General features: G+C 62.7%; 14 protein-coding genes. 5 read left to right on the top strand and 9 right to left on the bottom strand.

What is annotated here, in order from left to right:
- Positions 1-108: 108 nt before the first annotated feature.
- Entirely contained in the window at positions 109-915 is an 807-nt protein-coding gene (gene cysE / locus ACEWPM_RS11730) for a serine O-acetyltransferase (protein ID WP_393962270.1), read from the top strand.
- 72 nt (positions 916-987) lie between these two features.
- On the opposite strand, the gene ACEWPM_RS11725 is transcribed toward cysE, so the two are convergent.
- The 5 genes from ACEWPM_RS11725 to ACEWPM_RS11705 form a co-directional block, all read right to left on the bottom strand.
- Complete coding sequence (locus tag ACEWPM_RS11725) at positions 988-1,917, bottom strand: porin family protein (protein WP_393962271.1); 930 nt, start codon at positions 1,915-1,917, stop codon at positions 988-990.
- A gap of 187 nt (positions 1,918-2,104) precedes the next feature.
- Complete coding sequence (locus tag ACEWPM_RS11720) at positions 2,105-3,439, bottom strand: pyruvate dehydrogenase complex dihydrolipoamide acetyltransferase (RefSeq protein WP_393962272.1); 1,335 nt, start codon at positions 3,437-3,439, stop codon at positions 2,105-2,107.
- A gap of 12 nt (positions 3,440-3,451) precedes the next feature.
- Positions 3,452-4,846: a pyruvate dehydrogenase complex E1 component subunit beta gene (locus ACEWPM_RS11715; RefSeq protein ID WP_393962273.1), complete on the bottom strand. Its 1,395-nt coding sequence runs from the start codon at positions 4,844-4,846 to the stop codon at positions 3,452-3,454.
- A 12-nt stretch (positions 4,847-4,858) separates the two neighbouring features.
- Positions 4,859-5,869, bottom strand: a complete 1,011-nt coding sequence (gene pdhA / locus ACEWPM_RS11710; protein ID WP_393933323.1) for a pyruvate dehydrogenase (acetyl-transferring) E1 component subunit alpha — start codon at positions 5,867-5,869, stop codon at positions 4,859-4,861.
- 179 nt (positions 5,870-6,048) lie between these two features.
- Positions 6,049-6,366: an FtsB family cell division protein gene (locus tag ACEWPM_RS11705; RefSeq protein WP_393962274.1), complete on the bottom strand. Its 318-nt coding sequence runs from the start codon at positions 6,364-6,366 to the stop codon at positions 6,049-6,051.
- Positions 6,367-6,499: 133 nt separating this feature from the next.
- Between ACEWPM_RS11705 and ACEWPM_RS11700 the strand changes: the two genes are divergently transcribed.
- Positions 6,500-8,128, top strand: coding sequence for an acyl-CoA dehydrogenase family protein (locus ACEWPM_RS11700; protein ID WP_393962275.1), 1,629 nt, complete (start codon positions 6,500-6,502; stop codon positions 8,126-8,128).
- A gap of 67 nt (positions 8,129-8,195) precedes the next feature.
- On the opposite strand, the gene ACEWPM_RS11695 is transcribed toward ACEWPM_RS11700, so the two are convergent.
- Positions 8,196-9,089: a fructose bisphosphate aldolase gene (locus ACEWPM_RS11695; RefSeq protein ID WP_393962276.1), complete on the bottom strand. Its 894-nt coding sequence runs from the start codon at positions 9,087-9,089 to the stop codon at positions 8,196-8,198.
- Positions 9,090-9,187: 98 nt separating this feature from the next.
- Positions 9,188-10,372: a phosphoglycerate kinase gene (locus ACEWPM_RS11690; RefSeq protein WP_393962277.1), complete on the bottom strand. Its 1,185-nt coding sequence runs from the start codon at positions 10,370-10,372 to the stop codon at positions 9,188-9,190.
- A gap of 138 nt (positions 10,373-10,510) precedes the next feature.
- Here ACEWPM_RS11690 and ACEWPM_RS11685 point away from each other — a divergent pair, with 138 nt between their 5' ends.
- The 3 genes from ACEWPM_RS11685 to ACEWPM_RS11675 are packed head-to-tail and all read left to right on the top strand — an operon-like array spanning position 10,511 to position 12,364.
- Positions 10,511-11,017 (top strand): peptidylprolyl isomerase, encoded by a 507-nt coding sequence (locus ACEWPM_RS11685; RefSeq protein ID WP_393962278.1) that lies wholly within the window; start codon positions 10,511-10,513, stop codon positions 11,015-11,017.
- Entirely contained in the window at positions 11,010-11,561 is a 552-nt protein-coding gene (locus tag ACEWPM_RS11680) for a peptidylprolyl isomerase (protein ID WP_393962279.1), read from the top strand. Before ACEWPM_RS11685 ends, ACEWPM_RS11680 begins: the two co-directional genes overlap by 8 nt.
- Positions 11,562-11,563: 2 nt before the next feature.
- Positions 11,564-12,364, top strand: a complete 801-nt coding sequence (locus ACEWPM_RS11675) for a DUF4336 domain-containing protein (protein ID WP_393962280.1) — start codon at positions 11,564-11,566, stop codon at positions 12,362-12,364.
- 78 nt (positions 12,365-12,442) lie between these two features.
- Here the strand turns inward: ACEWPM_RS11675 and ACEWPM_RS11670 are convergent, their stop codons facing one another.
- Positions 12,443-14,002, bottom strand: a complete 1,560-nt coding sequence (locus ACEWPM_RS11670; protein ID WP_393962281.1) for a substrate-binding domain-containing protein — start codon at positions 14,000-14,002, stop codon at positions 12,443-12,445.
- Between the two features lie 23 nt (positions 14,003-14,025).
- Positions 14,026-15,054 (bottom strand): hypothetical protein, encoded by a 1,029-nt coding sequence (locus tag ACEWPM_RS11665; protein WP_393962282.1) that lies wholly within the window; start codon positions 15,052-15,054, stop codon positions 14,026-14,028.
- Positions 15,055-15,063 lie beyond the last annotated feature (9 nt).

Here is a 15,063-nt window from a genome sequence, read left to right as displayed (position 1 = left end):
GCGTAGCGGCGCTGGCAACCGTTGACCGTGATGGCGCCCATCACGCCTTTGCTTTTCGCCGGGGTCATCTATGTGCTATAAAGGCGCCGCACAAAAGGAGCTTTGGCCATGGGCAAGTCGCACGCACAGCTGACAAAATGCGATCCGGTATGGCACCAGATCACCACCGAAGCGGAGGACGCCATTCGGGACGAGCCTTTGATGGGTGGGATGGTTCATTCAAGCATCCTTCATCACAAGACGCTTGAATCTGCCCTTGCCTATCGAACATCGATGAAGCTGGCCTCGAACGAAATGCCCGAACAGATCCTGCGCGAGATCTGCGACTGGGCTTATCGCCAGGATCCCGATATCGGCACCGCCGCACGGGCAGATATCGTCGCGGTGTTTGACCGCGATCCGGCTTGCGATCGGTTTATCCTGCCGCTGCTCTTCTTCAAGGGGTTTCAGGCCATTCAGGCCCACCGCATTTCGAATCTGCTTTGGCGCGAGGGTCGCCGGGATATGGCGCGGTTTTTTCAGATGCGCGTTTCCGAGGCGTTTGGCGTAGACATCCATCCTGCCGCCAAGATCGGAAAGGGCATCATGATTGACCACGCGCACAGCATCGTCATCGGCGAGACGGCTGTCGTGGGCGACAATGTCTCAATGCTGCATTCCGTGACGCTTGGCGGTACCGGCAAGGAAGAGGAAGACCGTCATCCCAAGATTGCCGATGGCGTGCTGATCGGGGCTGGCGCCAAGGTGCTGGGCAATATCAAGGTGGGCCATTGCAGTCGGATCGCGGCGGGCTCGGTCGTGCTGGAGGAAGTGCCACCGTGCAAGACCGTGGCAGGGGTGCCCGCGCGAATCGTCGGCGAGGCGGGCTGTGATCAGCCTTCTGTGCGCATGGACCAATTGCTGGGTGTGCGCTGAGGAAATCCTGGAAATGATCGGATTTAGAAAAGCACCGGAGCAAGTCTCCGGTGCTTTTTTTACGTCTGAGATCTAGAATATGTTGTCGAACAGTGTCGACAGCGCGTTGTGCCGTGGGGCCATGATGCTCTCTGACAGGCTGTTCAGCGGCGTCTGGTTCGAAGGTCCGCCCAGCGGAATGGTGACGCCAAGGCGCACGGTGTCCACATCGGTATCTCCAAAAGCGCCTGCATCCAGATTGGTGCGCGCCAGTTCCAGAGATACCTGTGCGGGCACACTGGAGATCTGGCTCAGATCGTAGCCGACGCCCACGCCATAAGACGTGGCGTCTACGTTGGCGGCGTCGAAATCGACGCGGCTGATGCCACCGAAGCCGACGAAACCCGCACCGAAATCGTGGCTGGCCCCGACGCCGACACTACTGAGGTCCGTGCCTCCAAAATTGGTATCTACGTCGCTCAACTGCCAGTGACCGGCGATACGTGTCCGCTCGGTTGGTGTGTAGGAAACATTCACACCATAGTCCATCCAGTCCGAAACAACGCCAAGCCCTGCGCCGGATGCATCGGTCCAGCCAACGTTCGCCTTGATCTGCAGCATCTGGCCTGCATAGCCGCCGGTCAGACCGTACGATGTGGCATCGGCGCTGCCGGTCAACAGACCATTTCCGCTCAGATCCGTATAGTCGAGATAGCCACCGAACATCGCCCCGGAATACGTTGTGTAGGTCAAATCACTGCCCAGGTCAGTCAGATCGATGTCGCCCCCGCCACCGTCTGGATCCGCATGGATAACCGATCCTGTCAAGCCCACCGCGAAACCGTTTTGAAACGTGATGTCACCTGCGCCGTCAACCGTATAGGCGTTCAGATCGCCGCCCCCGTTTGAAACCGAAGAATGCGCATAGCCCAGTGTAGCTGCGCCGGAAACATCCTGCGACAGCGCGGCACCCGGCAGCACAAGGAATGTGCATACCAGAATGTTGCTCTTTGAAAGAGTCATGTTGCTCGCCTCATCTTGTTATTTTTTATGATTTATCTGAATCACGGATATATAGATGGAATCAAGACGCTTTTTTGTCTCGACCCGCGCTAATTCCAAGGGTGCTGCGTGCACCCACCGACCGCATGCAAAACGAAAAAACGCGCCCGAGGGCGCGTTTCTCATGTCCCACTGGAAGCACGCGGTGTCAGGCGAGCATGACCATCGGGTTTTCCAGATTTTCGACGATATGTTTCAACAGATCCGCTCCCATCGCGCCGTCAATGACGCGGTGATCAACGCTGAGTGTGACGGACATGACTGTCGCAATCGCCAACTCATCATCCTTGCCGACAACCGGCTTTTTCACACCGGCACCCACGGCCAGGATCGCACCATGTGGCGGGTTGATGACCGCATCGAAGTTGTCGATGCCGAACATACCAAGGTTCGAGATGGCAAAGCTGCCGCCCTGATACTCGTGCGGCGCCAGCTTGCGATCACGCGCGCGCGCGGCCAGATCCTTCATCTCGGCTGAGAGAGACGAGAGCGACTTCATGTCCGCGTCCTTGAGAACCGGGGTAAAAAGCCCGCCCTCAATGGCGACCGCAACCGCCACATCGGAAGGCTTGAGCTGCAGCACACGGTCACCGGCCCAAACGGCATTGGCGGCGGGCACGGCCTGCAGCGCCAGCGCGCAGGCCTTGATGATGAAATCGTTGACCGACAGCTTGACGCCGCGCCCTTCAAGCTGCTTGTTCAGATCGGCCCGGAACTTCAGCAACGCATCCAGCTTGATATCGCGGCGCAGGTAGAAATGCGGCACGGTCTGCTTGGCCTCGGTCAGGCGCGCGGCGATGGTCTTGCGCATGCCGTCCAGCTTGACCTCGGAATACTCGCGGCCCTCATAGATCTTGGCGACAGCATCGGCGGACTGCCCCGTCTTGGCAGGTTCGGTCGCGGCGGGAGCGCCAACGGCGTCCGCCTCGGCCACGTCTGCCTTTTTGGCAGGCTTGGCGGTGGCGTTTTCAACGTCGGCCTTGACGATGCGGCCGTGCGGGCCCGAACCGTCGATCTGGCTAAGGTCCAGCCCCTTGTCGGCCGCGATCCGGCGCGCGAGGGGCGAGGCAAAGATGCGCTCGCCATCGGCGTTCTTGGGCGCGGCGGGCGCCTCGGACGCCTCGGCGGGCGCTCTCTCCTTGGCTGGCGCGTTGTCATCCGATCTGGGCGCAGCCTCCTTGGCGTCATCCTTGGCGGGCGCAGCCTTGCTGCCACCCTCCTCGATGTCGTCGGCGCTCTCGCCTTCCTCCAGCAGGACGGCGATGGCGGTGTTCACTTTCACGCCCTCGGTCCCGGCCTCGATCAGGATCTTGCCGATCGTGCCTTCATCGACGGCCTCGAATTCCATCGTGGCCTTGTCCGTCTCGATCTCGGCCAGCAGATCGCCTGAGGACACCGTGTCGCCCTCCTTGACCAGCCATTTCGCCAAAGTGCCTTCCTCCATCGTCGGGGAAAGCGCGGGCATCAGAATTTCTGTCGGCATCGCTCTTTCTCCTTACCGGTAGGTCACTTTATGCACCGCGTCCAAGACCTCCTTGGTCGAGGTCAGGGCCAGCTTTTCGAGGTTGGCGGCGTAGGGCATGGGTACGTCCTTGCCGAGGCAATTGATGACCGGCGCATCGAGATAGTCGAACGCGCGCTCCATGATAACAGCCGACAGATGATTGCCGATGGATGCAACGGGGAAACCCTCTTCGACAGTCACGCAGCGGTTGGTCTTTTGAACCGAAGCAATGACAGTGTCGTAGTCGATGGGGCGCAGGGTGCGCAGGTCGATGACCTCAGCTGAAATCCCATCCTCGGCCAGCGTTTCGGCGGCCTCCATCGCGTAGGTCATACCGATGCCAAAGCTGACGATGGTCACATCCTCGCCCTCGCGCCAGATGCGCGCCTTGCCGAAGGGAACGGTATAATCCTCCATCACAGGCACGTCGAAGGACTTGCCGTATAGGATTTCGTTTTCCAAGAAGACGACCGGGTTCGGATCGCGGATCGCGGTTTTCAGCAGGCCCTTTGCGTCCGAGGCCGAGTAGGGCTGCACCACCTTGAGGCCCGGAATATGAGCATACCACGCCGCATAGTCCTGACTGTGCTGCGCACCCACGCGGGCGGCGGCGCCGTTGGGGCCGCGGAAAACGATGGGGCAACCCATCTGCCCGCCCGACATATAAAGCGTCTTGGCCGCCGAGTTGATGATCTGGTCAATCGCCTGCATGGCAAAATTCCAGGTCATGAATTCGACGATGGGGCGCAGGCCGCCAAAGGCCGCGCCGACGCCGATCCCGGCAAAGCCATGCTCGGTGATGGGCGTATCGATCACGCGCTTGGCGCCGAATTCCTGCAGCAGGTTCTGGGTGATCTTGTAGGCGCCCTGATACTCGGCCACTTCCTCGCCCATGATGAAAACATCGCCATCGCGGCGCATTTCCTCGGCCATCGCCTCGTTCAGCGCCTCGCGGACCGTCTGCTTTTTCGTCTCGGTGCCTTCGGGCCAGTCGGGCGTGCGGTCGGGTTGCGGTGCCTTGGCCTGCGCGGGAACGGCCTTGGGGGCGTCGGACGTCTTGTCGTCCTTTGCCTCGGCTTTCGGCTCTTCCTTGGGCGCCTCGGGTTTGGCGCCGGCCTCCGCGTCGATGTCGTCGGCGCTCTCGCCTTCTTCCAGCAGCACGGCGATAGCGGTGTTCACTGCAACGCCCTCGGTGCCGGCCTCGATCAGGATCTTGCCGATCGTGCCCTCATCGACGGCCTCGAATTCCATCGTGGCCTTGTCGGTTTCGATCTCGGCCAGGATATCTCCGGACGAGACGGTGTCGCCCTCCTTGACCAGCCATTTGGCCAGAGTGCCCTCTTCCATCGTGGGGCTGAGGGCGGGCATGAGAATTTCTGTCGGCATATGCGTGGCTCCTCAGGCTTTCTGCGGGACTTCGTCGGCGTAGACATCTGTCCACAGCTCGCTCTCGTCCGGCTCAGGGCTTTCCTTGGCGAACTCTGCCGAGGCGTTGACGATCTGCTTGATCTCCTTGTCGATCGCTTTCAGATCTTCCTCGGTTGCATGCTTGCCGGTCAGCAGCAGGTCGCGGACATGCTCGATGCAGTCCTTTTCGTCGCGCATCTTCTGCACTTCCTCGCGGGTGCGATACTTGGCCGGGTCCGACATCGAGTGCCCGCGATAGCGGTATGTCTTGATCTCGAGGATGTACGGCCCCTTGCCCGCGCGGCAATGCGCGACGGCCTTTTCGCCCGCTTCCTTCACGGCCAGCACATCCATGCCATCGACCGCTTCGCCGGGAATGCCAAACGCGTCGCCGCGCTTGTAAAGATCGGGCGTTGACGTCGAGCGTTTCTGCGCAGTGCCCATCGCATATTGGTTGTTCTCGATGACGAAGATCACGGGCAGATCCCAGAGCTTGGCCATGTTGAACGTCTCGTAGACCTGGCCCTGGTTCGCCGCGCCGTCACCGAAATAGGTGAAGGTCACGCGGTCATTCTCGCGGTACTTGTCCGAAAACGCGAGGCCCGCGCCGAGCGGCACGTTCGCGCCGACGATGCCGTGCCCACCGTAGAAATGCTTCTCCTTCGAGAACATGTGCATCGAGCCGCCCTTGCCCCGGCTATAGCCGCCCTCACGGCCCGTCAGCTCGGCCATGACGCCGTCGGGGTCCATCCCGCAGGCCAGCATGTGGCCGTGATCGCGGTAGGTGGTGATACGCTTGTCGCCCTCCTCGGCAGCAGCCTCAAGGCCGACAACTACGGCCTCCTGGCCAATGTAGAGGTGGCAGAACCCGCCGATCAGGCCCATCCCATAGAGTTGGCCCGCCTTTTCCTCGAATCGACGGATCAGCAGCATGTCGCGGTAATACGCCTTCAGCTCATCCGCCGAAGCGTTTGATTTGCTTGCTTTCTTCTGGGCAGCCATTGGCAGGTATCCCCTTGGTTGGCACGTGGATTGTGAATAGTTTAACGCTAAACTATTCACGGCACAAACAGTTGCGCAGCTGGTGTCACGATAGGCACGCCGCCACCCATCAGACAAGCCGGTTCCGCGATGGCGGCGAAAATCAGTGTGATCGGGGATCGGGGCACGTCAGGATCTTATCAACGGATAACGATTTCGTCCGTACGCAAAAGACCCAGGACAGAGCGCGCCTGCTCGTCCAGCAGATCCAGATCCAGATACGTGTCGGACAGCCGATGGGTCAGGTTTTCCATCACCGCCACCTCCGCATTCAACGCGTCCAGCTGCGCCTGCAGCTCGCTCGCTTCCGCCTCGATCTCGGCGCGGCTGAAGAGACCAAAGTCGCCCTGCACAGCAGCAAAAGTGAAATACGTGCCCAGCGCAAAGGTAATCACGAAATAGATGAACACGCCCAATGGGGGCTTCTGTCGATAGGTCACGGGTACTGCCTCGTCCATATGCCTCTAGGTGGGCTTTGGGCCACAGTGCCACAGCGACACGTCGTTTGGAATCACATTTATTCCTGGCATGGTTTGCGTTGCAATCATGTGGCAGCCTCGCCTAAATGCACCCGTTAAAGGAGAGCGCCAGATGCCCCACACGCGCCCGGACGCATCCGGCCCACATGATGAGACCGATACGCATGCCGTGACCAACCAGCCTCCCATCCGCGGCGATCTGGACCTTTGGACGGGCGACCCCGCGTTTCGGGATCACGCGTTCGGCGCCGACGGCGATCATTTGGCCCTTTACGGCCGCAAGATGGGCCGCAGTGCGATGCGCGAGGCTGGGCTGGAGGCAAACCGGACCGCGCCCCGCGCGCGCATCTACGATGCGGGCGGCCGACGGCTGAACGAGGTTGCCTACCACCCCGCCTATCATGAATTGATGCAAGCCGGGCTGGGTGCGGGATGTGCTGCACTGCCATGGGAGGGCGCGGAGGGTGGCCACTCGACCCATGCCGCGATGATTTACCTCACCAGCCAGGTCGAACCTGGCGTATGCGGCCCCATGAGCATGACGTATGCTGCCATCCCGGCACTACGCGCGGCTCCGGGCCTGTTTGATGAATGGGTGCCGAAACTGACGGCACGGCTGCACGATCCGGCAGTCAAACCTCTAACCCAGAAGGCGGCAGCGACCGTGGGGCTGGCGCTGACCGAAAAGCAGGGAGGCACTGACCTGAACCGGATCAGCACCCACGCCGGGCGCGACGGGGAGGCCTATCGGCTGCGTGGGCATAAATGGTTCTGCGCGGCGCCAATGTCGGATGGCCTCATCACACTGGCGCAAGCGCCCGGCGGGCTGACCGCATTCCTGGTGCCGCGCTGGCTGGAGGGCACGCGAAATGACGTTCACATACAGCAGCTGAAATCTACGCTCGGCGCCCCGTCCTGCGCGCTTGCGGAGATCGAGTTTACCGATGCCATCGGCTACCCTTTGGGCGACGAGGGCGAAGGCCTTGCTTCCGTCGGGAAGTTGATCCGGCATACACGGCTGGGTGCCGCCACTGCATCCGCCGGGCTGATGCGGACTTCGCTGAGTGCGGCGCATCATTGGTGCAGTCACCGCAGCATCGGCGACGCGCAGCTGATCGACCAGCCGCTGATGCGCAGCGTCCTCGCCGATCTGGCGCTGGACTGGGAGGGCGCGCTGGCCCTTTCCCTGACCGTTGCACGTGCCTTTGACGAAGGAAGCGAGCAGGGTCGCGCATTCTCGCAGCTGGGCGTGGCACTTGCGAAATACCTGAACCATCGTGTCTGCCCAACCGTTGTCGGCGAGTCCATGGAATGCCTCGGCGGCATGGGCTATGCCGAAGAAGTGGGGCTGCCACTTTTCTACCGCGCCGCTGCGGTAAGTGGGCTTTGGGAGGGGCCGGGCAACCTGCTATGTCTCGACATCGTTCGCACCTTGCGCGAAGTGCCGCTCGCGGGCGAAGTCCTCAGCGATGCCTTGGGCGCCGTGACGGGCGAATACCGCCGGTATGATGCGGCGCTCCGCACGCATATGGGCCGTTTTCCCCGCCTTCCCGATGAGGGACAGGCGCGCTGGTACGCCGACAGTCTCGCAACCTTGGTGACCGCTTCCATCTTGATCCGGCAGGCGCCCTCTGCCATCGCCGATGCCTATATCGCCACACGTCTGACGGGCGAGCGTGGCCGCAGCGCAGGAGCAATCGACGGGGTTGATACCAAAGCCATTCTTGCAAGGCTAAGCTAAGCGCCCGTCAGAGAGGTTTTTGCGCCTCCGGCGGGGATACTTCAGGCAAAAAAAGCTGCGCAATCCCCTATCCGGCAACAGACGCCGCGTGAATGCTGTCGATGGTGGCGCCGATGGTTTTGTTGAACTCTTCATCGGACTGATCGGCGGACAGACCTTCGGTGAGGGCGCGGCTGAAGCTGGCGATGATGCCGGTGTTCACGGCTAGACGGCGGTTCGCCTCGTCCCGGCTGTATCCACCCGAGAGGGCGACGACGCGCATCACGGCGGGGTGCTGTGTCAGAGCGCGGTAGTGGTTCGCCGTCTCCGGCAGGGTCAGTTTCAGCATCACCTGCGTGCCTTCGGGAAGCGCATCCAGATGGCGCCGCAGCGCCTCCAGCAGCAATTCTTCGGCCTCGGCCTTGTCCTTGATCGAGATAGTGACTTCCGGCTCGATAATGGGGATAAGGCCGTGGCCCAGAATCTGCCGGCCCACCTCGAATTGCTGCGCGACGACCGCCTCGATCCCGCTGGGCGAGGCTGCGTCGATGACTGAGCGCATCTTGGTGCCGAAGATCCCCGCGGCAACAGCACGCTCGCAAAGCGCATCCAGGTCCGGCATCGGCTTCATCAGGCGCACGCCATCTTTCTCGTCCTCGAGGCCCTTGTCGACCTTGAGGAACGGCACGACGCCGCGCTCTTCCCAGAGGTATTTCGCCGAGGGCTTGCCGTCGATCTGGCGGTCCATCGTCATCTCGAAGAGGATCGCGCCGACAACCTTGTCTCCGCTGAAACCCGGCGCTTGCGCGATGCGGGCGCGCATCGCGTGGATCATGTCGAACATTTCGGCATCGCCGCGATAGGCGCTTTCGGGCACGCCGTATTGCGCCAGCGCCTTGGGAGTCGAGCCACCGGACTGATCGAGCGCCGCGACAAAGCCGTTTCCGACGCGGATCTTGTCTGCTTGGGCTGTGTTCGGCATTTGGTCGGCTCCGCTGGTATAGTTTCACTGTCAAACGCGCTTTTAGGTCAGCGCGCGGAGGCTTGCAATTGTGGTGGCGCTAACGCGCTCTCAGTCCTTCATCCTTTGAGCGCGGCGACCCCGGGCAGATCCTTGCCCTCCATCCATTCGAGAAACGCGCCGCCCGCGGTGGAGATATAGGTGAAGTCATCGGCCACGCCTGCGCGGTTCAGCGCCGCGACGGTATCGCCGCCGCCTGCAACCGAGATGAGGCTCCCCTTGCGAGTCAACTCGGCGGCGTGGCGCGCCGCTTCATTCGTCGCGGTATCGAAAGGCGTGATCTCGAACGCGCCCAGCGGGCCGTTCCAGATCAGCGTCTTGGCAGTGTCCAGCACCTGCGCCACACGCCGCACGCTTTGCGGGCCGGCGTCCAGGATCATCGCGTCGTCGGGGCACAGATGCACGGCCAGAGTCTCGTGCGGGGCATTCTCGGCAAACTCGCGCGCGACGACGATATCGGCGGGCAGGATGATCTCACAGCCCTCTGCGGCGGCCTTGGTCATGATCTCGCGCGCGGTGGCGGCCATGTCATGCTCGCAAAGGGATTTGCCCACATGCAGACCCTGCGCCGCGAGGAAAGTGTTGGCCATGCCGCCGCCGATAACGAGGCTGTCGACCTTTGCGACGAGGTTGCTCAGAAGGTCCAGCTTGGTCGAGACCTTGGCGCCGCCGACAACCGCGATCACAGGCCGCTTCGGATGACTCAGTGCCGCCTCCAGTGCCTCCAGCTCGGCCTGCATCAGGCGGCCTGCGCAACACGGCATGAGATGCGCAATGCCCGTGGTGCTGGCATGGGCGCGGTGAGCGGCCGAAAAGGCATCGTTGCAGTAAACATCGCCCAACGCGGCAAGGCGCTTTGCAAATTCGGGATCGTTCGCCCCTTCGCCGGGATAAAAGCGGATGTTTTCCAGCAAAAGCACCTCGGCGGCGGCGGCTTCGGCCGTCAGGTTCTCGGCGCCGTCGAGCGTTTCGATCAGGCGGACGCTATGGCCCAGCGCCTTTTCGAGCGCGGGCAGCACGACGCGCAGCGACAGATCCAGAACGACCTTGCCCTTGGGCCGGCCGAAATGCGCAATGAGGATGGGCCGCCCGCCCTTGGACAGGATGTCCTCGACCGTCGGCACGATCCGCTCGATCCGAGTCGCGTCGGTGACGCGCCCGCCCTCGACCGGAACGTTGATATCGACGCGCACCAACACGCGCTTGCCGCTCAGGTCGATGTCGTCGAGGGTCTTCCAGCTCATGTTACTCTCCTTGGCCGCGGGTCGGTCGCCGCCCCTCTTGGCGCGGCGGCGCGCAGGCGTCAAGACGGGCGCGCTTGGCAAGCCCCGTCCAAGCCCCTAGATATTGCAGCGACGCTTTTCAAAACAGGAGGCCGATACATGGCCGAGATCAAAGACCCCGAAAACACCATCCTGATCGAGCTGAAGGACGGTACCGTCGCGATCGAGCTTTTGCCCGATGTGGCGCCAGGCCATTCCGAGCGGATGAAAGAGCTGGCGCGCAGCGGCGCCTATGACAACGTGGCCTTCCACCGGGTGATCGACGGCTTCATGGCCCAGACGGGCGACGTGCAGAACGCCAATATGGAGAAGGACTACAATCCCCGCGCCGCAGGCACTGGCGGCAGCGATTTGCCGAACCTCAAGGCAGAGTTCTCGAAGATCCCGCATGATCGCGGCACGCTGGGCGCGGCGCGCAGTGCCAATCCCGACTCTGCGAACAGCCAGTTCTTCATCAATTTCAAGGACAACCATTTCCTGAACGGCCAATACACCGTTTATGGCCGCGTCATTCAGGGCATGGAGCTGGTCGACAGCATCACCAAGGGCGAGCCACCCGCGAACCCTGATCGCATGATCAGCGTCAAGGTGGCTTCGGATGCGTAACCTTCTTGCAGCTTTCCTGATCACCGCAGGCGCGCCCGCACTGGCCACCGGCCTTGAAATCGAAATCGCGGGCGAAGCGAACGGCACCGTGACCATCGACCTTTTCGAGGATGTCGCCCCAAATCATGTCAAGCAGATCGTGACCCTGGCCGAGCAGGGGGCCTATGACGGCATCGTCTTTCACCGCGTGATCGACGGCTTCATGGCGCAGACCGGCGATGTCGAATTCGGCAAGATAGAGGGCGGTGACATGCGCCGCGCAGGCTCGGGCGGCAGCGATCTGCCCGATCTCAAGGCTGAATTCTCGGATCAGCCTTTTGAGGAAGGTGTCGTCGGCATGGCCCGCAGCCAGAGCCCCGACAGCGCAAACAGCCAGTTCTTCATCATGTTCGGCCCTGCCGCGCACCTCAACGGCCAATATACCGTGGTGGGCAAGGTGACGGACGGCATTGACGTGGTGAACGCGATCAAGCGCGGCACCGGCGGCAATGGCGCGGTCGTCGGCCAGCCTGACGTGATGACCGACGTGCGCGTCACCGACTGACCTTGGCGCACTCTACGCATGCCACGGGCTATGAGCCTCTGAACACGCTCAAGCCCGTGGCGGACGATATCTGGGTGATAGACGGGCCTGCGCTGCGCTTTTACGGCATGCCCTATTCGACCCGCTGCACGGTGGTCCGGCTGCAGAATGGCGATCTCTGGGCGCATTCGCCTACCAACCTGACAGATGACCTCCGCCGCGAGTTGGACGCACTAGGCCCGGTGCGCCACCTGATAGCGCCCAACTGGATACATTACGCATCTGTCACAGAATGGCAGCGCGCCTACCCCGGGGCAATCTCCCACGCCGCCCCCGGCGTGGCCCGGCGCGCGGCGAGGAAGGGGATAAACGTCACCTTCGATCATGATCTGGACCAGGACGCGCCCAGTGACTGGCAAGGCCAGATCGACCAGATGATCGTTCAAGGCAGCAATATGCACCAGGAGGCGGTGTTTTTTCACCGCGCCTCGAACACACTCATTCTGGCCGACCTCATCGAGAATTTCGAGACGGCCAAACTTCCGATCTGGATGCGCCCCCTTGTCTGGATCGCCGGTATCGACGACAGCGATGGCAAGATGCCACCCGACATGCGGATGACATTTCGCAAGGCCGCGCTGGCCGATTCCGTCGAGCGGATGATTGCATGGGCGCCGGAGCGCATCATCCTCGCGCATGGGCGTTGGTACCGGAGCGACGGCGTCGCCGAGTTGCGCCGCGCCTTTCGCCGTGTTTTGCGCGACCGCGAGTGGACAGCGGCGATGGACCGGATCGAGGCGGATCGCGCGCGCTCCGACGACTAAGAGCAGCACTCTGCTTTTTCTTGGTAAAAATACCCCTTGCGGACCAGCGATGCCAGGCGCGACGTCCTAAGCGGAGCGCTAGCGCATCCAGATCTCGACCCTGCGATTGGCGCGGCGGCCCCATTCGCTGTCGTCGCAGGCCATCGGCATCGCCTCGCCAAACGCCTCGGTATCCAGTTGCAGCCGGTCCAGCTGCGCCGTCTCGGCGCTGTGGATCACGGCATCGCGCACCGCATCGGCGCGGCGCAGCGCGATGGTCCTGTTGGCCGCCGCCGGCCCCTCCCCATCCGAAAATCCGACGAAAAGCAGCTGCCGCCCGTCGTAAAACCCGCTCTCCAGCGCGCGCGCCAGGCTATCGACGTTCGAGCGTGATTGCGCATCCAGCCGGGCCGACCCAGGCTCGAACCGGAAAGTGGTAGTCAGGCGCTTGAGCGGGCTGAGCACGCGCACCATGCGCTGCAGATCTTCCAGGCCGATGTCCTCGCCCGCGCGCAGCACCGCATTGGCAAAGCGGTCACCCTGATCGTCGATGGAAATCTCCTCGGGCAACTGGTCGACAAAGCCGGCACGGCGGATCACCAGTTGAGCCGCAGGCTCACGGGTAAAGGCGAGAAATTCGCGCATCAACTTGGGCAGGCGGCGCGCGGGCAGATAGAGGAACATGGGCGCCGTCAGGGGGTAGTCCTCGGTCTTGACCGCGCGGCGCGTGGCGGTCATCCCGAACCCGCATTCTCCGGTCAGCGCCAACTCGAAGGTCAGGCCCTTTTCCGACCGGCTGCCGATCCCGATCGCGAACGGGTCCTGCGCCACCGCCTGCGACAACGCCTCTCCGTCGAGGTGCCGAATTGTGCCCTCGGCAAAACTGCCCCTCTCGCCACGCAGCATGCGCCGCTCGGTCGACTGGCCAAGGCCTGTGGTGGTGTCATGTAGATGCACCGCGATGGGCGCATCCGCGCCGCCAAGGCTGACCCATTCCGTGATCTCGCCCGACAGGATCTGCGCCAGTTGCGGCGTGGTCACGGAGGTGACCGGGTTTCCCGCCGAGACCAGCGGCACCAGCGCATCCAGCGCCAGAACGCGGCTGCGCCGCGCGTCGCGCATATCGCCAAGGCCCACCTCGCGGCCCCGGATCGCCTCGGCCCGCGTGACCTCGCGCAGGGACATCACCATGTCCGCCTCGCCCGCCAGCAGGTCGGCAAAGCCTTCGTCAGTATTGGTCAACCGGATGTGAAACCGGCCCCGTGCGTCACCGCTTTGCGGATCCGAAAGCGTGTAACTGAACGCGATGTCAGAGCTGTTCTCGCGCGACAACTCCAACCCCTGGCGCAGTGCGAACGCCTCGATCAGGGCGGGCATCAGGACGCGGCCAATCGTCGGCGCGCCCGACAAGGTCGCTTCGGCCACATATGCATTGAGATTGGGGCAGCCCGGCCCCTCGCAGAGCACGCCTGAGCCGTCGACCGTCAACTCGCCATAGATGGTATCGACGCGGTAGAATTCGCCGTCAAAGCCCAGAAGGTCACCGGTGATTGTCACGTCCCCGTCTCGCGACGTCAATGTTACGTCCTGCGCCGCGGCGCCAAAAGCCGCCAGACAAGGAAAAAGTGCGGCGAAGATCGCCGCACGTAGCTGTGTCATCTGATTGCCCTCAAGCCCGCGTGTCAGTTGCGCGCAATCGTGAGGTCATTCAGCAGATTATTCAACACCAGAAAATCCCCAACGGCATCGCACTCTGGCATCATCAGCGTCACATCCTGAACGCGCAGCGCGCCATCAGCCTGCAGCTGAAGCGCCTGCGCCTCGATATCGCGGTTGCAGTTGGCCTCGGTCACCTCGGCTTCGACGCGCAGTTCCACCTGACCATCGCGGCCGGCCAACTGGCTGGGGAATGTGTAGACCTCGGCCATCAGCCCATCTGGCTGACCGGCGTTGCCGAGGCGGGTCAGAAAGCCGCGATTGCCGTCTGCCGCGGCGGCCACGTCGCGACTGGCACCAGACCAAACATGGCCCTCCCCGGTGTAATCGGACCCGAATTCCAGCGCATGAAGCTGCACACCCGCATTGCCCTGCCACTGCACTGCGACGCGCTGATAATAGACGAGTCCCTCGACCTCGGCATTGGCCACGGCCCCGTCGCCATTGGGAAAGGACGCGATAAACGCCGCGCGGGACGAAAGGGCGGGAACCAGCATGCTGGCATAGCCGCCATCATCCGTCACTTCGGTGAACATCATGCCGTTGTGATGGAGGGTAAACCGCTCACCGGGGGCGCAGGGCGCATCCAGCGAGAGCGCAACCATTGCACCGGCTGCGACGTCGGCCTGCAGGGAATAGTCGCAGGTCAGGCTTGGGGCCGGCTCTTCTGCGGGCAAGGCATCCGTCAGGGTCTGGCCGGCAGCGTCGTTCAGCGCTGCCTCACGGATCTCGCTGAGAGGGGGGAGTTGCGGCAGCTTTCCCGGTGCTGGCGCCGCACTTGGCAATGTAGGCGCGGCAGAGGTCAGCGTGATGGCGGACAGGTGCAAGGCCCCGTTTATGGTGTCCGTGCCCTGCGCCAGGCTTGAGCCAAGGATTGGCGCGCGGCTCTGCTGTGCCACCGGGGCAACAGCGCTGCGCGATTGCATGAAGTGGCCAGCGCCCAGCGCCAACGCCAGCGTGCCACATCCCATAGCGACCATCTTGAGCTTATTCATACCGCACCT

The sequence above is a fragment of the Roseovarius maritimus genome, assembly GCF_043355895.2.
GTDB lineage: Bacteria > Pseudomonadota > Alphaproteobacteria > Rhodobacterales > Rhodobacteraceae > Roseovarius > Roseovarius maritimus.
This window is presented reverse-complemented; position numbering and strand designations above follow the sequence as displayed.